We start from the raw sequence: 18,534 nt of genomic DNA, 5'->3' as shown, positions 1-18,534 counted from the left end.
AATTTGGTGATTATACCAACGCAAGAGAAAGAAAGAATTATATCCATTGATGTAATGAGAGGCTTTGCTTTATTAGGTATTTTTGTCGTCAATATGTTGTTTTTTCATGGTCCTTATATTTATGTGAATCCATATGACTGGTATCAGACCCCAGGCGACCAAGAAAGCTATAAGTGGATTGATATTTTTGTGCAGGGCAGTGTTTATCCTTTGTTTTCAATGCTATTTGGATATGGATTAGCGATGCAGTTTATGAAATCGGAGGAAAAGGGAACATCCTTTAACCGACTAGCAGTTAGAAGGCTGTTAATATTGCTAGGAATCGGATGTATTCATGCTTTTCTTATTTGGTCTGGCGATATATTAATAACTTATGCGCTAGCAGGATTGTTGTTAATTGTACTGATGAAATTGAAGCCGATTTGGTTGTTTTTAATCAGCGCATTATTATTTTTAATACCAAATGGCTTGTTGAGTGGGCTTTTATACTTTTTAGTAAAAGCGGCTCCAGAGGAAGCTACTCTTTATACAGGAATTCAACAAGTAGAGAATTCCATCGTCGCATTTTCCCAAGGCTCTTGGTTTGATGTATCTAGCCAAAGAATTACTGACTGGCTTTATATGCAAGGGTATGGATTAAATATAGTGCTAATTATATGTACAATTCTTCCACTTTTGATGGTGGGAGCGGCTGCAGCAAAGCTGAAGTTAATAGAACGAGCAAGAGAGCTAAAGCTTTTCTGGATTATCACCATATTGATAACAATGGCAGCAGGTACAGCTATTAAGTGGCTTCCGTTTAGTAAAGGCGATGACTTATTTACAATGACAGTACAGGATACGTTTGGCGGACCACTTCAGGCAATTGCATACGGAGGGATTATTGCTTTAATCTGTACAATACCTATTATTGGAAAAATACTTTCGCCAATCGGAAAAGCAGGAAGAATGTCGATGACGATTTATCTAATGCAATCTATTATAGCAACGACTATTTTCTATAGCTACGGCTTCGGATTATATGGTCAAGTAGATGTGGCAACAGGTACATGGATGGCAGTAGGTATTTATGTAATTCAAGTTATATTTGCAGAAATTTGGTTCCTTAAATTTAAACAAGGGCCTGTGGAAGCATTGTGGAGAAAACTGACTTATTCAAAAATTTAATTCGAAAAAGATGAAAATAAAGGTTATTTGTAATAGACTATACTAATAGATTCAAATTTCTTTAGAGGAGTGTTTGTGGATGAAGCTATTGTCATACCGAGTAAACGATAAAATTTATTTTGGACCAAAAGTGAAAAAGGAAGAGGCAGTATGGGATGTTCTTTCCATTCAAGAAGAACTACAAGTGTTACCGAACTTTCCAGCTACTATTGTCCAAGGTGTCAGTTTCGGGATGGATTTTATTGAACAGATTCGAGTTTTAGTCGAGACAGCTTTAAAAGAAGAGGATCCTAATCGTTTTAAACGCTCATTTACGGAAATTGAATGGTTATCACCTATTCCTCGTACTCCTAAAAATGTGATGGCTATTGGTAAAAACTATGCCGACCATGCAAAGGAAATGGGTGGAGTAGCAGAGAATTTCGTAGTATTTACTAAGGCTCCAACTTCCATTGCTGCTGACGAACAAACATTACCAGTTCATGCGGAGCTAACTTCCTCATTAGATTATGAAGGAGAGCTAGCAATCATTATTGGTAAGGAAGGGAAGAACATTCCTACCAAATTAGCTTACGATTATGTATTTGGATATACTATTGCAAATGATATTACAGCTCGTGACCTACAAAAGAAACATCAGCAATTTTTCCTTGGAAAAAGCTTAGATTGTTCATGTCCAATGGGTCCTTACGTGGTTACAAAGGATGAAATTCCAAATCCACAGGACTTAACAATTGTGACTAAAGTGAATGATGAAATCCGTCAAAACGGCGTAACATCAGACATGATATATTCTGTAGAGAATATTATCTGTGAAATTTCTAAAGTAGTGACACTTGAGCCAGGGGATGTCATTCTAACAGGAACTCCTGCAGGGGTTGGAAAAGGATTTAACCCTCCAAAATTTTTGAAATCTGGCGATATTGTGAAAGTTTCCATTGAAGGAATCGGAACGCTTGTAAACAAATTTGAGTAATGGTAGTTTAGAAGTGGTATATTAGAGATATATTAAAATTAACGTTGAGGTGAAACAATGGATTTCTTAGCAAGCACACACTTACACATAACAACTTGGGTAGTAGCCCTAATATTATTTTTGGTTGCTTTAGCAATGGCTAACCCGAAGGTAGTTCACATGATTTTGCGTTTAGACTATTTACTAATCATCATTACCGGAGTTGCTCTATTCATGAAAGGGATGGACTATGGTGAAGGTATGCTTTATGGCTTGAAGTTTATAGCAGGCCTTCTAGTAATCGGAATGATGGAAATGACATTAGTTAAAAAGACAAAAGGAAAACCTTATACAACCTTCCTTGTTCTAGTGTTTGTATTTTTACTTATCACGTTATTCCTAGGATTTAAGCTACCAATGGGTATCAATTTCTTAGCGTAACAAACAAAAGGCTCTCATCTTGAGAGCCTTTTTTATTTGTAAAAATTGAGCTTGAAAATTAATAATATAGGTTGTTTTTAAAAAAAGTATCTTGTTCTACAGAATATTGTATAGTTGATTTCTGCTTTAGAAGGACGCTTTCCGCGGGGAGAGCGATAAGCCGGTCGAATGTGATGGCTTATCTTGCTCACTCAACCCACCAGAGTCGCTGCCTGCCGCTACAATCAACAATTAATAAATCACCAAATATTTTGTAATGAACCTTCAGAGTTAGCACATTGTGCTTAGTCTTAAATTTACAATCACTAAATTGGAGTTCTTTTTAAGACACAGTTTGGACGAATACTTTTATATTTTTTAGCTATTTCAGTATAAAACATAGCGATTAAAACGTAGCTTTGTTAAAATTAACGGTGATAAGTCTTGTTTTTGGGTATAAATAGACAAGATGATTTTATATGTTAACCCGATGTAGAGGAGGATTACCTTGAAACTTAAAAAATGGCTTGTTTCTATACTACTTATTAGTAGTCTATGGATAACGACAGCATATAGCGCTCAAGCGGAAACAGGTTCATCTATACATAACGAAAGTATTTATGACTTATATGTTGACCGATACTTTAACAGTACCGTAGCTAACGACTACAACGTAGATATTAAAGATCACCTTGCTTTTGCTGGGGGAGATTTTATAGGAATTATAGATAAGATGGATCATATAAGAGACATGGGATTTACTATTATCTCTATTGGTCCGGTTTTTTCCACTGAATCCTATGATGGAAAGGCAGTTTTAAATTTTAATGAAGTAGAAAAGCAATTTGGGACTTCTGAAGAGTTTGAAAAGCTTATTAAGACTACGCACGATAAAGAAATGAAATTAATGATTGAATTCCCATTGAATAATTACAGTGCTAACCATGCTTGGGCTTCAGAAGCAGATAAACAAGACTGGATAACTTCGACTGACAATGGAAAACTGACTTTAGACTTGAAAAATGAAGAAGTACAAGCAGCCTTAAAGGAAAGTATTGTTGAGTTTGCTACAAAATATAAATTTGATGGTGTTAAGCTATCAGAACTTGAAGGGGCTCCTACTGATTTTTTAAATGAATTAATAGAAGCATTAAAAGAAGTGCGTGACCCAATGTACATTATTGCATTAGAAGAGAGTGAGGCAGACTTTGATGTCAATTATTCAGAACAGCGAATGATTGATTTTAGGGATGCTTTTAAAAATACAGATTATCCTTCTGAGGTAATTGGCGCTACAGATTTCAATGATTTATTGATGATTGATAGTTTAACGTCTGAAAGATTTACTTATCATAGTGCATTGGAAAACATGTTTCCACCAACTCGTATTCGTACAGCGATTGGGACAATGCTGACTTTACCGGGAGTGCCTTATATGACGTATGGTACAGAGATTGCGATGAATGGACAAATCCCAGAAGAAAGTCATCAAATCATGAACTTTCGAGTAGATGAGGAACTGATTGAATATATTAAAGATATTAACTCTATTCGAGCAAAATCAGATACCATACGCTCTGGAGATACAGAACTATTAAAAAATGAAAATGGTTATGTTGTTTATAAACGTTCTTCAGATGATGAAACCTTTATTATTGTAATCAATAACACAAGCGCCACACAGCGAATTGATCTTTCTAGCGATATTGTTGGAGAAGATAAAGAGCTTAGGGGGCTTTTTGAATCAGACATCGTAAGGCCTTCAGATGATGGATCTTACCGTTTAGTTATTGACCGTGAAATAGTAGAAGTCTTCCAAATAACAGAACGAAAAGGTCTAAACACAGCCTATATTGTTGCTATGGGAATCTCATACCTATTATTCATTGTTTTCCTAGTAGTAGTTTGGAAAAAAGGAAAACAAAGAAGAAGAGATGACGATCGTAAAAAAGCGAAATGAAAATAATGACTATCTCTTGGCTTAAAGCTAAGAGATAGTTTTTTTAATTAAGGATTTAATTAATTTGAAGGACTTCGAATTTTTTGTTTCAAGTAAGAGCTGATAATTCGAATAAGGGATAATTTGTCATCATCTATAGAACTTATTCCTACAACTCAACATTTAATATTCTGATGAAAAGATTAAAGGGACATGATAGTCACGTCCCTTTAAAATCATTTAGGCTCTGGATGAAGAGGAGGGAGGATTAACCAGCCCTTTTCCTTGCTCAATCTCAATAATTTAGCACCTAATTGCGCCTTTTTCATATGAAATTGACCATACATCATGCCGATGTCTTCTCTTGTGGAAATACCCATTGCTTTACTGCATGCTACCAAACCAGCAGCGCCATCAATAGCTAAAGCGGCAGCAATTTCAGGATCATTGAATCTAGCCCCTATAGGGATGTCCTCTAAATTTGCTACTGGTCGTTCAGGTGGGGCAGGAGGAAGTCCGATCCCATTTTCTTTCAAGATCTTTTCTAATTGTTTATTTTCTTCTTTCATGTCCTCAACAGAGTCTTCAATGATTTTCTTTAATTCAGTATCTCCAGTGTGGTTATAAAAAGTTTGGTGAGCTGCGATTAAACCTTGGTTTGTTGTTAGATTAGTCCAAAGAGCAAACACTTCACCACAGTGTAAAGGCTGTTCTTTTTGATTTCCAGATAAAATACCCATTATTTCACTCCATTTCAGCAAATGTCGACTTAAGTCCAACTTATTATGTGCTAAGAGGTGTAAAATATCCTTACAAATAAAAAAGACAAATCTATTAATAGAAATGTCTTTTAAACTTTTAAGCTTCTTTATTTAAAAAGAACACAGAGATTGCTCCAGGTCCAGTATGTGCTCCGATAGTTGACCCTATCAGATGAATCTCTACATCTTCTGCTTGAAAACGTTCTTGTATCATTTGTTTGAGCTCATTAGCTCTTTCTTCAACTTCGGCATGGCTAATGGCAACTACTTGACCTGCAAGATTACCGCCACGTTCCTCGATTAATTCAATAATACGTTTCATCACTTTTTTTGTACCACGTATTTTCTCGATTGGTACGAGTTTGCCATCTTCTACATGAAGAATTGGTTTAATATTTAAAAGCCCACCAATAAAAGCACTTGCTTTCGATACTCGACCACCACGTGCCAAATAATCTAAGTCATCTACCGTAAACAAATGCTCCATATTCTTAGCATTTCTTCTAATTTTATCTTCTATAGATGCTAAATCGAGACCTTCTTCTTTTAATTTAACCGCTTCCTTCACAAGAAGACCATATCCAAGTGAAGCACATTTGGAGTCGATTATCGTTAGTTTTAAATCGGGATAGGTTTCTAATAGTTGTTCCTTCATCATGACAGCCGTAGAGTATGTGCCAGATAGTTCAGAAGAGAAAGCTATGTATAGTCCCTCATCGCCTGATTTAGCTAACTCCTCAAAAATTCGAAGGAAGTGCTCTGGAGAAGCCTGAGAGGTTTTAGGCTGTTCACCTCTACGAATAGCCGCATACACTTCTGTAGATTCTATATCATTAATATCTTCATATTCTTTATTACCAACATGAACACGAAGAGGTGCTAGTTCAACTTGGCTTAACTCAAAAAATGACTTAGGCAAATCACAAGCACTGTCAGCAAATAATTTCATTTTAACCCTCCTAAAAATTGTGAATTTGTTAATTCAATTTTAATCTTTCTTTTAAGAATTCTGCAATACCATCTTCATTATTTGTGGAAGTTATTTCATTGGCTATGTTTTGAAGCGGTGAAATCGCATTTCCCATAGCTACACCAACTCCAGCATATTCAATCATTTCAAGATCGTTGTCTTCATCTCCAAATGCAATAATTCTATCCTTAGGGATATTCAAATATTTAGAAACATGGTCTAAGCCTACAGCTTTATTTAAGCCATGCCTAACAATTTCAATAACATCCCATGGCGCACCCCATCTACGATGGTCAATAACCTCTGCATGTACATCCCGTAAATGCTTCCTTACCAGGTCTACAGAATTCTCGTCAGCATGTATGAGAAGACTAGTAGGATCAGCTTTAAGAAAGGTACGTAAATCTCCAGTTGTTATTTGTGGATTTCCTAGTGCAAAGGCAGATAACATTTGTTCATCATGATAATGTAAGTATACGTCATCTAGAACTTCAGCGAGCATATTTTTTATAGAATAGCTCTGAACAGCTTCTACAACTTCTTTTACTACGTTTAGGCTTATAGGTTTGTGTATCATATCCCATGAACGATTATTTGGGTGATGAATAAAGGCACCGTTAAAATTAACTATTGGTGTAGTCAAGCCAAGCTCTCTATAGTACATTTCACTAGATCGAAAAGGTCTCCCTGTTGCAATCATAACTTCATGACCTTCACTCTTAGCTTTTAATAATGTAGTTTTAGTGTTTTCCGATATTACTTTTTCGTCTGTTAACAAAGTACCATCTAAATCTAATACAATTAAGTGACGTTCCATGAGAAAATTCCCCCTCTATTCTATATAAAGTTTATCTTGTTCCAAAGACAACGTCAAAATGTAGAATGTTGCGATTTTGTAAAAAAAGATTTGCTTTGTTAAAATAGTAATAATACAAATGAGGGGTGACTTAAATGATTACTAATTTAGAAAATTGGGGAGAAATTCCTGTCTTACATATATTTAATGATAACTTTGATAAAAATGCACCAGTAGTTTTTTTCCTACATGGATTTGAAAGTGGAAAAGAACATAATCTTCATTATGCGTACCAGTTAGTTAGTAAAGGCTGTAGAGTGATTATGCCCGACGCTCATTTACATGGAGATCGCGATATGAAGTTAGACCAAGTAGAAATAAGCCTTAGATTTTGGGAAATAGTTTTAACTTCCATAGAAGAGCTTGGTAAACTAAAGCAGGAGCTAAGTACTCGAGGTTATGATAATGGACAAAAAATTGGGGTTGCTGGAACCTCTATGGGAGGTATAACTACTCTTGGGTGTTTAACTGCGTATCCTTGGATCGATGCAGCAGCAATTATGATGGGTACTCCAGGCTATGTAGAGTTAGCAAAAGCTCAAATTGAATTAATTGAAAAAAGAGGCTTTAAAGTTCCATTGAATGAAGAAGAAAAAAGAAAAATGTTTGAAACGCTGTCTGTATTTGATGCATCTAACCAACTAGAAAAGTTAGCAAACAAGCCGCTATTTTTCTGGCACGGTTCGAAGGACGAAGTAGTACCTTTTGCACCAACCTCGAAATTTATTGATGATTTGATTGTAAAATACGGTGAGTCTCAGATTGAATTTATGAAGGAAAAAAATTCTGGCCATGCTGTTTCCAGAAAAGGTATGCTACGAGCAACAGAATGGCTAGCAAACTGTTTGGCATAAAAGCTACTTCTTTGTTATGATGAATGAAAGAAGTAAGGAGGTTATCAGTATGGATCAAGATATGAAAGATAGTATGATGTCTGCACTTGAGAATGTTATTGACCCAGAGCTGGGCGTTGATATTGTCAATTTGGGCTTAGTATATGATGTAGATTTAACAGATGAAGGACAGGCTACAGTTACGATGACGCTAACTTCTATTGGTTGCCCAATGGGACCGATGATTGTTGATCAAGTAAAAACTGCGCTTGGAGAATTACCAGAAGTAAAAGAAACCGAGGTTAACATTGTTTGGAATCCGCCATGGTCAAAAGACAATATGTCTCGTTACGCTAAAATTGCATTAGGTATTAGATAAAAAACATTCCGTCCATATGTGGGCGGAATGTTTTTTATTTGCTTGGATATTAAATTTTATTTGAGGGATTAATACACAAACTGTTATTGAAGCATTAGGTGGCGAATTAGCGGGAGAAGGGAGACAGATAAGACATCACAAACGGAGCTTAGTATCGCTTCCCCCGCGGAAAGCATCCACCTAGAGCGAAAATCAAAAATAAAACTAATCTATTCGACAAACACATAGAGGACAGCTCTCGCATTGGTTTTCTCTTTTTAATAATTCTAAATCGTGAATGGTAATAACTCCTTTTTGAAAAGAAACAATACCCTCATTCTTCAAATCATTTAGCATACGATTGACTACTTCTCTACTCATAGCACATAGATTAGCTATTTCCTGATTAGTTAGCTGAAAATTTATTTTAATACTATCATCAGGGAGTTTTTCCCCATAAGTATTAGCCAGACGTATTAAAGTTGAAAATAGTGCTCCTTTTTTTCCATGAAGCATTAAATCTCGAAATCTTGTCTGATTTTTTAAGTATACAAGTTGTATATATTTTGTCCATTCTACCATTAGCTCTGTAGAATTCACGAGAAAACTTTCAAATTTATTTTTAGGAAGCATCAATAGCAGAGTGGTCTCTAATGTATGAGCAGAAAAACTATGATGTGCATTATCTGCAAAAATCCCAGATTCTCCTATACAGTTGTCTGGACCTACAATTCTCAGAGTTAGTAGTTTGCCGCCTTCTGTATCTTTATTTATAGCAATAGATCCGCTAATCACAAGATAAATCTCTTCTGCTAGCTCACCTTCAACATAAACTGAGCGATCTTTTTCCATTTTTATAGTAGTGCCATATTGTTTAAATAATAAGCCTATATTCGGGGATACTAAACTATTATCCACCTTATCACCGCCTTTACTAATACCTTTAAATAATAGCATAATTTCATAAAAGTTAAGCTAAATTCTTTACAAAATATGCTAATAAGCTATATAGTTATATTAGTCAATAAAGGTCAAACTTTGTGAAACGGAGCTGTTAAATATGCAAATGAACCAACAAGATCAAAAAAGTCCTTTAGAAACGTACGGTCGTAATTTAGTAAACGCTGTTAAAGACGGAAAGATGGATCCAGTGATCGGTAGAGACCAGGAAATAAGAAATGTAATACGAATTTTATCAAGAAAAACAAAAAATAATCCTGTTCTCATCGGCGAGCCAGGAGTGGGGAAAACAGCTATAGTCGAAGGACTTGCCCAACGTATTGTAAAAAAAGACGTTCCTGAAGGATTAAAGGATAAAGAGATTTTTGAATTGGATATGAGCTCATTAATTGCAGGTGCAAAATATCGTGGTGAATTTGAGGAACGCCTTCAAGCGGTTTTAAAACAGATCAAAGAAAGTGAAGGTAAAATTATTTTATTTATCGATGAAATTCACACTATTGTTGGAGCGGGCAAAACGGATGGAGCAATGGACGCGGGGAATATGCTGAAGCCTATGCTTGCTCGAGGGGAGCTTCATTGTATTGGAGCAACTACTTTAGATGAATATCGTATGTATATTGAAAAAGATCCAGCATTAGAGCGTCGTTTTCAGCAAGTATTAGTGAGAGAACCTTCTGTGGAGGATACTGTTTCCATTCTGCGTGGATTAAAGGAAAGATTTGAATTGCATCATGGTGTTCGCATTCATGACCGGGCAATCGTGGCGGCTTCACAGCTTTCAAACCGCTATATTACGGAGCGCTTTCTACCAGACAAAGCGATTGATTTAATAGATGAAGCTTGTGCAATGATTCGAACAGAAATAGATTCTATGCCACAGGAGCTGGACGAAGTAACGAGAAGAATGATGCAACTCCAAATTGAAGAACAAGCTTTGATGAAGGAAAAGGATGCAGCAAGCAAAAAAAGATTAGAACAACTTCGTAATGAATTAGAGGAGTTAGAGAAATCTTCAGCTGATATGCGTCAAAAATGGGAAACAGAAAAGGAATCAATTCAAGTAGTCCAACAAAAGAGAGAAATGCTAGACCGTTACCGCCGAGAACTTGAGGAAGCTGAAAACAATTACGACTTAAATAAAGCTGCGGAGCTACGTCATGGAAAAATACCACCTTTAGAAAAAGAGTTGCAAGTTTATGAGGATGAAATAAATAGCGATTATGATTCACGCTTACTACGTGAAGAGGTGACCGCCGATGAAATAGCACATATTATTTCTAGGTGGACCGGGATACCTGTTACTAAGCTTGTTGAAGGAGAAAGAGAAAAACTACTTCGATTAAAAGAGACTTTAGGAGAACGTGTAGTTGGCCAGGAGCAAGCAGTTCAATTAGTGACAGAGGCTGTTTGGCGAGCACGAGCAGGCATAAAAGATCCTAACAAACCTATAGGCTCATTTCTATTTTTAGGACCGACAGGAGTAGGTAAAACAGAGCTAGCTAAATCTTTGGCAGCTAACCTGTTTGACTCTGAAGAGCATTTCATCCGAATAGACATGTCTGAATACATGGAAAAGCATAGCGTTTCCCGATTGGTTGGGGCACCTCCAGGATATATCGGATATGAGGAGGGCGGTCAGCTAACAGAGGCTGTTCGAAGAAACCCATACTCTGTTGTATTGTTGGACGAAATTGAGAAGGCTCATCCGGACGTAGCGAATATTTTATTGCAGCTAATGGATGACGGTCGAATTACGGATAGCCAAGGTCGCATTGTCAACTTTACAAATACTGTAGTGATTCTGACATCTAATATAGGCTCGCAATATTTATCTAACACAACTGGAGAAGTTTCAGAATCAGACGAGGAACTTGTCATGTCAGCACTTCGTGCACACTTCAAGCCAGAACTGTTAAATCGGATGGACGATATTATTATGTTCCATTCATTAACGACTCATCATTTTGAAATGATTGCAAAAAAGTATGTAAAACAATTGCAGGATCGTTTATTAGAACAGGAAGTTACTTTGAAAGTCGAGGAAAATGTCTATGCATGGATAGTTGAGGAAGGAACGGATGCAGCTTATGGTGCAAGACCATTAAGAAGATTTATACAACGACATCTTGAAACTGCTGTTGCGAAAATGCTAATTGGAGGAAATGTGGTTCCTGGTAGTAACATTGTGGCAGTAGTGGAAGATGGTCAGCTAGTAGTTAAATAAACAGTCACTATACTATATCCAATAAAAAAACTCCCTATCAAAAGGGAGTTTTTTTTAATGGTGTTCAGCAGCTACAGGCTCGTCCGGAATAACTTTAGTAATTAGGATAATTATGATGGCTGCTGGAATAGTCATATATAAACCATGATAAAAGTTAAAATCAACGCCATTAACAGAGCTTACTACATAATTTAACATGGTAACCAAGATAAATGACCAGATAACTGTCATAATATAATGCATAAAATTTTCACCTCAAAAATGAATTTATCTATAAGTATCATAACACATGGCGGTTCTATACAAAAGAATTATTCTTACAATCGAACAACTATGTTGAAAAATGTTCATATATTCGTTATTATTAATACCAGGTACTAATAATAGATTATAAGAAAAGAGGAATTCCATGAATGCAGGAATTATAGGGTTAGGAACTTATGCACCTGAGAAAGTCTTAACGAATCAAGATCTTGAAAAAAGAATGGATACTTCAGATGAATGGATCAAAACAATGACTGGTATAGAGGAGCGAAGAATAGCTGCTCCAGAAGAAGAAAGTTCACATATGGCTGTAAAGGCTGCTCAAGAAGCAATAGAGGATGCAGGGATTTCTCCAGAACAAATAGGGCTTATTTTGGTAGCGACAGTTACTCCAGATCGTCCTTTTCCTAGTGTAGCTACAATGATTCAGGAGCAATTAGGAGCAACGAATGCTGCTGCAATGGATATATCTGCAGCATGTGCAGGATTTATGTATGGGATAGTTACAGCCAAGCAATTTATAGAGTCCAAAACTTATTCTCATATTTTAGTAGTAGGAGTTGAGAAACTTTCTAAAATTACAAACTGGGAAGACCGCAACACTGCAGTACTTTTTGGAGACGGAGCTGGTGCTGTAGTAATTGGAGAGGTATCTGAAGGCAGAGGTATTTTATCATTTGAGCTTGGGGCGAATGGTAGTGGAGGTAAATATTTATTGCAGGATGGACCTTACATTACAATGAATGGTAGAGAGGTATTTAAATTCGCAGTACGACAAATGGGTGAGTCTGCACTTAATGTTATAGAGAAGGCTGGCCTTCAAAAGGGAGACATAGATTTGTTAATCCCACATCAAGCGAATATTCGTATTATGGAAGCATCGAGAGAAAGACTAGAATTACCAAAAGAGAAAATGGCTAAAACTATTCATAAATATGGTAATACTTCATCGTCCTCTATACCATTGGCTTTAAAAGAAGAAGTTAACAGTGGAAAAGTAAAAGATGATGATGTTATCGTGATGGTAGGTTTTGGTGGCGGTTTAACTTGGGGAGCAATAGCTCTAAAATGGGGAAAATAAACTAAAATTCGAGGGGACGAAAATATATGAAAAAACGCAGGGTTGTAGTAACAGGACTTGGAGCTGTTACACCGCTAGGTAATGATGTGGAAACTACTTGGGCTGGCATTAAAGCAGGTAAATCAGGGGTTGGAATGCTGACAAGACTTGACGCATCATTGTTTCCAGCAAAGGTTGCTGCAGAAGTAAAAGACTTTGATATAGAAAAGTACATTGAAAAGAAAGATGCACGTAAAATGGATCGCTTTACTCATTACGCTTTAGCTGCTTCGATTATGGCAGTGGAGGATGCGAATTTGACTATTACCGAGGAACTCGGTCTACGAACAGGAGTATGGATTGGTTCAGGTATCGGTGGAATGGAGACATACGAAAATCAGTTCCGAGTATTTTTAGAAAAAGGAACTAGACGAGTTAGCCCGTTCTTTGTACCAATGATGATTCCAGATATGGCTGCTGGTCAGGTATCTATTCACTTTGGAGCGAAGGCTATTAACTCATGTACAGTAACAGCCTGTGCATCAGGTACTAACTCTATCGGTGATGCTTTTAAAGTAATCGAGCGAGGCGACGCGGATGTCATGATTACTGGGGGAGCAGAGTCCCCTATTACTCATATGTCGGTAGCTGGCTTCTGTTCTAATACTGCACTTTCTTTAAATACAGACCCTCAAACTGCATCTAAACCATTTGATGCTAATAGAGATGGATTTGTCATTGGCGAAGGTGCAGGAATAATAATACTCGAGGAGTATGAACATGCAGTAGCTCGTGGAGCAAAAATATATGCAGAAATTATTGGTTATGGATCTACTGGAGATGCGCATCATATAACTGCTCCAGCCCCAGAAGGAGAAGGAGCAGCTAGAGCAATGAAGCAAGCTTTAGATGACGCGGGAGTTTCTCCTGAACAAATTAATTATATTAATGCACATGGAACAAGCACACCTTACAATGATCAGTTTGAAACAATGGCAGTAAAAACAGTTTTTGGTGAACATGCATATAACTTGGCAATGAGTTCAACAAAGTCCATGACAGGTCACTTGTTAGGAGCTGCAGGAGGAGTAGAAGCTATTTTCAGCGTACTGGCTCTTCACGAAGGCATCTTGCCACCTACAACTAATCTAGAAACACCAGATCCTTTGTGTGATTTGGATTATGTACCAAACGTTGCAAGAAAAGAAGATATTGACTACGCATTGAGCAATTCCTTAGGGTTTGGCGGTCATAATGCTAGTATATTATTTAAAAAAATGAAATAAGTAAAGAAATGCATGTTACCTAATCAAGGGTTTCATAGTATAGACAAAAGGATTGGAAATCAATTGGATTTCCAATCCTTTTATTTTGGTTCGTTTTAATCTCTTGGATGGTCCACGCATTAAACGTATGCCGAAGACAAATTGAAAAAATGTTATCGTAATTCCTACAGTACCTTCCATTAAACAACATTATGCGATTGGATTGGAATTCTTGAAGATTCCTGCAGAAATATGTCGAAGACAATTTCCAATTTCTTCAGATGGTTTAATGTCTGAATCCTTGTTTATAAACAAGGATTTTTTTAGTTTAATGGAATAAATAGTAATAAATTGATGATAATGATTTAAAAATGATATTAATTTAAAAAATAAAAATACATATTTTCCAAAAATTATATATATTAAATCCTTATCACTTCTAAATTTTTAATAAAATCTATTTGTTTTTAATATACTAGATTAAATAATTATATAAAAAATATTATTGCACTCGTAATCATACTGTAATAGACTTTACAAATAAAGAATCAAATAAACAGAAAAGTTAAAAAAGTCAAATAAATGAAATGAGAAATAAAATAGTATTGATTGTGAAAGGAGAATTACTTTGAACAATTCAAAACAGCTATTAACCATTAACGATTTACATACAGGATTTAGAATCAAAGATACATATTATGATGCCGTTGATGGAGTTTCAATTTCTTTAAAGAAAAATGAAATCCTTGCGATAGTGGGGGAATCAGGTTGTGGTAAATCTACTTTAGCTACATCCATTGTTGGGCTACATGATCACAACAAAACTAGAGTTGAGGGAGAAATTATATATAACGGTGTCAACTTAGCCAAACTGAATGATGAAAAGTTTAATGCTGTACGAGGGGAAGAAATAGGGATGATCTTTCAAGATCCTTTATCAGCACTCAATCCTTTAATGAGGGTTGGCGAACAAATTGAAGAGAGTCTAGTCTACCACACGAAGCTAAGTAAAGCGCAAAGAAGTGCAAGAGTAATAGAATTACTAAATCAGGTGGGAATAACTAATCCTCAAAGAACAGTAAAACAATTTCCACACCAGCTTTCTGGAGGGATGAGACAAAGGGTAATCATAGCAATAGCAATTGCATGTAAACCTAAGGTAATCATAGCCGATGAGCCAACAACCGCTTTAGATGTAACAATTCAAGCGCAAATTCTCGATTTACTTATGGATCTTCAAAGGGAGACAGGGGCAGGAATAATTCTTATTACTCATGACTTAGGAGTTGTTGCAGAAGTTGCTGATAGAGTGGCCGTTATGTATGCGGGGCAAATAATCGAGGAAGCACCAGTAGCGGAACTATTTTCAAATCCCTTACATCCTTATACTCGTTCATTATTTAATTCAATTCCACAAATAAATAGTGAGACTGAAAAACTGGAAGTGATTAAAGGCATGGTACCTACTCTCATGAACCTTCCTAGAGAAGGATGTAGATTTTCAGGACGCATACCTTGGATCTCAGAAAATGCTCATGAAAAGCAACCAGCCCTTCATGAGGTTTCCCCAGGACACTTGGTAAGATGTACTTGTTGGCAACACTTCCATTTTGAAGGTGAAGAGGGAGGCTATGCTCAATGAGCTTTATGCAAATTAATGACCTTCATGTACATTATCCAATACGAGGAGGATTTTTCAACACAATTATAGATCGAGTACATGCTGTCGATGGGATAAATATGGAGATTGAAAAAGGAAAAACATATGGCCTTGTAGGAGAATCAGGGTGTGGAAAATCCACTACTGGTAAGTCGATAATAGGTCTTGAGAAAATAACTTCAGGAAGTATTATTTATGAGGGGAAAGATGTAACAAATAAACAACGAAATAAATCTTCTTCTTACAACCGTGATATTCAAATGATATTTCAAGATGTTCACTCTAGTTTGAATCCTCGAAAAAGAGTAAGGGATATTATTGCGGAACCAATTCGTAATTTCTTAAATCTAACTCCAGAAGAAGAGAATAGAAGGATCAATGAATTGCTGGCAATTGTAGGAATGAGTGAAGATGCAAAGCTTAAATATCCTCATGAATTCTCAGGAGGACAAAAGCAAAGAATAGGGATTGCTCGAGCAATCGCATGTGATCCAAAGCTAATTATTTGTGATGAGCCTGTTTCAGCTCTTGACCTATCCGTGCAGGCCCAAGTCTTAAATTTTTTAAAGGAAATTCAGCAAGAATATGGCTTAAGTTACCTTTTTATATCGCATGACCTTGGGGTTGTTAAACATATGTGTGACCATATTTCCATCATGTATAAAGGAAGATTTGTTGAATCAGGTACACGAAATGATATTTATACTAATCCACAGCATATATATACTAAACGCTTGTTGTCATCAATTCCTGATATCAATCCTATAGGAAGAGAAGATCGAAAAGTGCAAAGGATGCAGGTGGAATCTGATTATATGACCAATCATAAAATCTATTATGACGAAACTGGAAAAGTGTTTGATTTGATGAAGCTGTCTGATTCCCATTATGTAGCAATGAATGCTAATACGAAGGGAGGCAGTTAATATGTGGAAAACGATTGTTCGCCGAGTATTGATAATGATTCCACAACTAATTGCTTTAAGTTTATTAATTTTCATTATGGCGAAATTTATGCCAGGGGATCCTTTCACTGGAATGATTAGTCCTGAAACTGACCCTAACAGATTAGACGAGTTGAGAGAACTAGCAGGTTTAAATGACCCCTGGTATGAGCAATATGCCCGATGGATGGTTAATGCAGTCCAAGGAGATTTTGGCAAAAGTTATACTTACAAGGTTCAAGTTTCAGCTCTAATAGGTGAGAGAGCAATGAATACCTTTTGGTTATCTTTATTGAGCGTAGTGCTACTTTACCTTTTGGCAATACCGCTAGGAGTTTTAGCAGGACGTTTTCAAGACACTTTCTTAGATAAAACGATTGTCTTATATAGTTTTATTACTTATGCAATTCCTACATTTGTATTGTCTCTATTATTTTTGTTCTTTTTTGGTTATAAATTACATTGGTTTCCAACCATAGGAAGCGTGGATATTAAATATGATGCTGGAACATTTGGGTATCTATGGAGCAAAATCTATCATATGATGCTCCCTGCTCTCACTTATGCCATATTGGCAACTACTACTGTTATTCAGTTTTTACGTTCGGAAATTATTGATTCTAAATCGATGGATTATGTTAGAACCGCAAGAAGTAAAGGAATACCAATAAGAAAAGTGTACTCTAGGCATATTTTTAGAAACTCTTTATTACCAATTGCTGCATTTTTAGGATTCACGATTACGGGACTACTAGGAGGCTCTATCTTTATAGAGACTATTTTTGGATATCCAGGAATGGGACAGTTGTTTATTTCATCTATACTATCTCGTGATTATAGTGTAATTACTGCACTTGTTATGTTATATGGCTTCTTAACATTATTAGGTAGTCTACTGTCCGATATTATCATGAGTATTGTTGACCCAAGAATTAGGATAGAGTAGGAGATTACATGTTAAGGAGAGGTGAATAATATGGGAAAACAATTGAACGTAAAAAAAGAGGCAACCTTGAATGCTCCACCTACCGGATTTCAAGTTATATTAAGGGAATTTAAAAAAGATAAACTTGCAATGTTTTCTCTTATATCATTAGTCATCATTATAGTTGGTGTATTCATATGGGCATATACGATTGATAAGGAAGCTATTATGAGAGTAAGTTTAAGAGATAAATATGCACCACCAGGTGATAAGTTCTTTTTAGGGGCAGATCAAGGTGGGAAAGATATTTTGGGACAACTGATCATAGGAGCAAAAAACTCCATAGGAATTGCAATAGCTATTACATTGATAACGGGATTTGTAGGGATAGTAGTCGGCTTGGTTTGTGGATACTTTGGAGGATGGATAGATAATATCTTTATGAGAATTATAGATTTCTTTATCACTATACCATCTTTAATGTTAATAATTGTGTTTGTAACAATTGTACCAAAATATACAATGACAACGTTTGTAATAATAATGAGTATTTTCATGTGGACCTCCACAGCAAGACTCGTGAGGAGCAAGGCACTAACAGAAAGTAGAAGGGATTATGTAAATGCTTCGAAGACAATGGGTACGCCTGGAATTATCATAATATTCAAAGAAATTATGCCTAATATCAGTTCTATATTAATAGTTGAGTTGACTCTTAACTTTGCAGGTAACGTAGGAATCGAGACTGGGCTGAGTTATCTTGGGTTTGGTTTACCTCCAGCAACTCCTAGTTTGGGTACACTGGTTGCTTACGCAAATAACCCGCTCGTTTTACAGGAGAAATGGTGGGTATGGCTTCCAGCATCACTTTTCATCTTATTAATGATGTTAGGAATAAACTACGTTGGGCAAGCATTACGACGTTCGGCAGATGCAAGACAACGTCTGGGATAACACCATCAGATAACTA

18 protein-coding genes are annotated in these 18,534 nt (G+C 36.2%); 13 read left to right on the top strand and 5 right to left on the bottom strand.

The features are described 5' to 3' along the window. Window positions 1-6 precede the first annotated feature (6 nt). The 4 genes from D0S48_RS06900 (at window position 7) to D0S48_RS06885 (ending at window position 4,502) form a co-directional block, all read left to right on the top strand. The gene (locus D0S48_RS06900; protein WP_225321708.1) at window positions 7-1,167 is read left to right on the top strand and encodes a DUF418 domain-containing protein; all 1,161 of its coding nucleotides are present in this window, start codon (window positions 7-9) and stop codon (window positions 1,165-1,167) included. A 79-nt stretch (window positions 1,168-1,246) separates the two neighbouring features. After that, a complete protein-coding gene (locus tag D0S48_RS06895) occupies window positions 1,247-2,143 on the top strand; it encodes a fumarylacetoacetate hydrolase family protein (protein ID WP_151110816.1) in 897 nt (298 codons plus the stop codon). Window positions 2,144-2,200: 57 nt separating this feature from the next. Then, window positions 2,201-2,563, top strand: coding sequence for a YisL family protein (locus tag D0S48_RS06890; protein ID WP_151110814.1), 363 nt, complete (start codon window positions 2,201-2,203; stop codon window positions 2,561-2,563). A gap of 487 nt (window positions 2,564-3,050) precedes the next feature. Continuing rightward, a complete protein-coding gene (locus D0S48_RS06885; protein WP_151110812.1) occupies window positions 3,051-4,502 on the top strand; it encodes an alpha-amylase family glycosyl hydrolase in 1,452 nt (483 codons plus the stop codon). Between the two features lie 215 nt (window positions 4,503-4,717). Here D0S48_RS06885 and D0S48_RS06880 read toward each other — a convergent pair whose 3' ends face one another. The 3 genes from D0S48_RS06880 to D0S48_RS06870 all read right to left on the bottom strand — a co-directional run bounded on the left by D0S48_RS06880 (window position 4,718) and on the right by D0S48_RS06870 (window position 7,029). After that, window positions 4,718-5,221 (bottom strand): DUF3231 family protein, encoded by a 504-nt coding sequence (locus D0S48_RS06880; protein WP_151110810.1) that lies wholly within the window; start codon window positions 5,219-5,221, stop codon window positions 4,718-4,720. A 118-nt stretch (window positions 5,222-5,339) separates the two neighbouring features. Further along, complete coding sequence (locus D0S48_RS06875) at window positions 5,340-6,191, bottom strand: DegV family protein (RefSeq protein ID WP_151110808.1); 852 nt, start codon at window positions 6,189-6,191, stop codon at window positions 5,340-5,342. A 28-nt stretch (window positions 6,192-6,219) separates the two neighbouring features. Continuing rightward, window positions 6,220-7,029, bottom strand: coding sequence for a Cof-type HAD-IIB family hydrolase (locus tag D0S48_RS06870; protein WP_151110806.1), 810 nt, complete (start codon window positions 7,027-7,029; stop codon window positions 6,220-6,222). 134 nt (window positions 7,030-7,163) lie between these two features. Between D0S48_RS06870 and D0S48_RS06865 the strand changes: the two genes are divergently transcribed. Beyond that, window positions 7,164-7,922 (top strand): prolyl oligopeptidase family serine peptidase, encoded by a 759-nt coding sequence (locus tag D0S48_RS06865; RefSeq protein ID WP_151110804.1) that lies wholly within the window; start codon window positions 7,164-7,166, stop codon window positions 7,920-7,922. A gap of 49 nt (window positions 7,923-7,971) precedes the next feature. Continuing rightward, the gene (locus D0S48_RS06860; RefSeq protein ID WP_144537696.1) at window positions 7,972-8,280 is read left to right on the top strand and encodes a metal-sulfur cluster assembly factor; all 309 of its coding nucleotides are present in this window, start codon (window positions 7,972-7,974) and stop codon (window positions 8,278-8,280) included. A 204-nt stretch (window positions 8,281-8,484) separates the two neighbouring features. Here the strand turns inward: D0S48_RS06860 and D0S48_RS06855 are convergent, their stop codons facing one another. Next, the gene (locus tag D0S48_RS06855; protein ID WP_225321707.1) at window positions 8,485-9,177 is read right to left on the bottom strand and encodes a Crp/Fnr family transcriptional regulator; all 693 of its coding nucleotides are present in this window, start codon (window positions 9,175-9,177) and stop codon (window positions 8,485-8,487) included. 142 nt (window positions 9,178-9,319) lie between these two features. On the opposite strand from D0S48_RS06855, the gene D0S48_RS06850 reads away from it, so the two are divergent. Continuing rightward, on the top strand, window positions 9,320-11,446 hold the full coding sequence (locus tag D0S48_RS06850; protein ID WP_151110800.1) for an ATP-dependent Clp protease ATP-binding subunit: 2,127 nt from the start codon (window positions 9,320-9,322) through the stop codon (window positions 11,444-11,446). 54 nt (window positions 11,447-11,500) lie between these two features. Here the strand turns inward: D0S48_RS06850 and D0S48_RS06845 are convergent, their stop codons facing one another. Then, a complete protein-coding gene (locus D0S48_RS06845; RefSeq protein ID WP_144537701.1) occupies window positions 11,501-11,689 on the bottom strand; it encodes a DUF2929 family protein in 189 nt (62 codons plus the stop codon). Window positions 11,690-11,855: 166 nt separating this feature from the next. On the opposite strand from D0S48_RS06845, the gene D0S48_RS06840 reads away from it, so the two are divergent. From D0S48_RS06840 to D0S48_RS06815, 6 genes are all read left to right on the top strand, one after another. Continuing rightward, a complete protein-coding gene (locus D0S48_RS06840; protein ID WP_151110798.1) occupies window positions 11,856-12,791 on the top strand; it encodes a beta-ketoacyl-ACP synthase III in 936 nt (311 codons plus the stop codon). A gap of 26 nt (window positions 12,792-12,817) precedes the next feature. Next, window positions 12,818-14,056: a beta-ketoacyl-ACP synthase II gene (fabF, locus tag D0S48_RS06835; RefSeq protein ID WP_144537704.1), complete on the top strand. Its 1,239-nt coding sequence runs from the start codon at window positions 12,818-12,820 to the stop codon at window positions 14,054-14,056. Window positions 14,057-14,663: 607 nt separating this feature from the next. Further along, window positions 14,664-15,677: an ABC transporter ATP-binding protein gene (locus D0S48_RS06830; RefSeq protein ID WP_144537705.1), complete on the top strand. Its 1,014-nt coding sequence runs from the start codon at window positions 14,664-14,666 to the stop codon at window positions 15,675-15,677. Then, window positions 15,674-16,621, top strand: coding sequence for an ATP-binding cassette domain-containing protein (locus tag D0S48_RS06825; RefSeq protein WP_144537707.1), 948 nt, complete (start codon window positions 15,674-15,676; stop codon window positions 16,619-16,621). The genes D0S48_RS06830 and D0S48_RS06825 overlap by 4 nt, the downstream gene beginning before the upstream one ends. 1 nt (window position 16,622) lies before the next feature. Continuing rightward, complete coding sequence (opp4B, locus tag D0S48_RS06820) at window positions 16,623-17,585, top strand: oligopeptide ABC transporter permease (protein ID WP_144537709.1); 963 nt, start codon at window positions 16,623-16,625, stop codon at window positions 17,583-17,585. A gap of 30 nt (window positions 17,586-17,615) precedes the next feature. Further along, window positions 17,616-18,518 (top strand): ABC transporter permease, encoded by a 903-nt coding sequence (locus D0S48_RS06815; RefSeq protein WP_144537710.1) that lies wholly within the window; start codon window positions 17,616-17,618, stop codon window positions 18,516-18,518. Window positions 18,519-18,534 lie beyond the last annotated feature (16 nt).

Source organism: Psychrobacillus sp. AK 1817, from assembly GCF_008807035.1.
Lineage (GTDB): Bacteria > Bacillota > Bacilli > Bacillales_A > Planococcaceae > Psychrobacillus > Psychrobacillus faecigallinarum.
The sequence above is the reverse complement of the archived record's forward strand: the minus strand, read 5'-3'. Positions and strand labels throughout refer to the sequence as shown.

What these genes read in the sequence shown, in the direction of transcription:
- D0S48_RS06850 (WP_151110800.1), top strand. Translation starts at nt 9,320, where the DNA reads ATGCAAATGAACCAACAAGATCAAAAAAGTCCTTTAGAAACGTACGGT.
- D0S48_RS06825 (WP_144537707.1), top strand. Translation starts at nt 15,674, where the DNA reads ATGAGCTTTATGCAAATTAATGACCTTCATGTACATTATCCAATACGA.
- D0S48_RS06840 (WP_151110798.1), top strand. Translation starts at nt 11,856, where the DNA reads ATGAATGCAGGAATTATAGGGTTAGGAACTTATGCACCTGAGAAAGTC.
- D0S48_RS06870 (WP_151110806.1), bottom strand. Translation starts at nt 7,029, where the DNA reads ATGGAACGTCACTTAATTGTATTAGATTTAGATGGTACTTTGTTAACA.
- D0S48_RS06895 (WP_151110816.1), top strand. Translation starts at nt 1,247, where the DNA reads ATGAAGCTATTGTCATACCGAGTAAACGATAAAATTTATTTTGGACCA.
- fabF (WP_144537704.1), top strand. Translation starts at nt 12,818, where the DNA reads ATGAAAAAACGCAGGGTTGTAGTAACAGGACTTGGAGCTGTTACACCG.
- D0S48_RS06865 (WP_151110804.1), top strand. Translation starts at nt 7,164, where the DNA reads ATGATTACTAATTTAGAAAATTGGGGAGAAATTCCTGTCTTACATATA.
- D0S48_RS06875 (WP_151110808.1), bottom strand. Translation starts at nt 6,191, where the DNA reads ATGAAATTATTTGCTGACAGTGCTTGTGATTTGCCTAAGTCATTTTTT.
- D0S48_RS06860 (WP_144537696.1), top strand. Translation starts at nt 7,972, where the DNA reads ATGGATCAAGATATGAAAGATAGTATGATGTCTGCACTTGAGAATGTT.
- D0S48_RS06845 (WP_144537701.1), bottom strand. Translation starts at nt 11,689, where the DNA reads ATGCATTATATTATGACAGTTATCTGGTCATTTATCTTGGTTACCATG.
- D0S48_RS06890 (WP_151110814.1), top strand. Translation starts at nt 2,201, where the DNA reads ATGGATTTCTTAGCAAGCACACACTTACACATAACAACTTGGGTAGTA.
- D0S48_RS06815 (WP_144537710.1), top strand. Translation starts at nt 17,616, where the DNA reads ATGGGAAAACAATTGAACGTAAAAAAAGAGGCAACCTTGAATGCTCCA.
- D0S48_RS06880 (WP_151110810.1), bottom strand. Translation starts at nt 5,221, where the DNA reads ATGGGTATTTTATCTGGAAATCAAAAAGAACAGCCTTTACACTGTGGT.
- opp4B (WP_144537709.1), top strand. Translation starts at nt 16,623, where the DNA reads ATGTGGAAAACGATTGTTCGCCGAGTATTGATAATGATTCCACAACTA.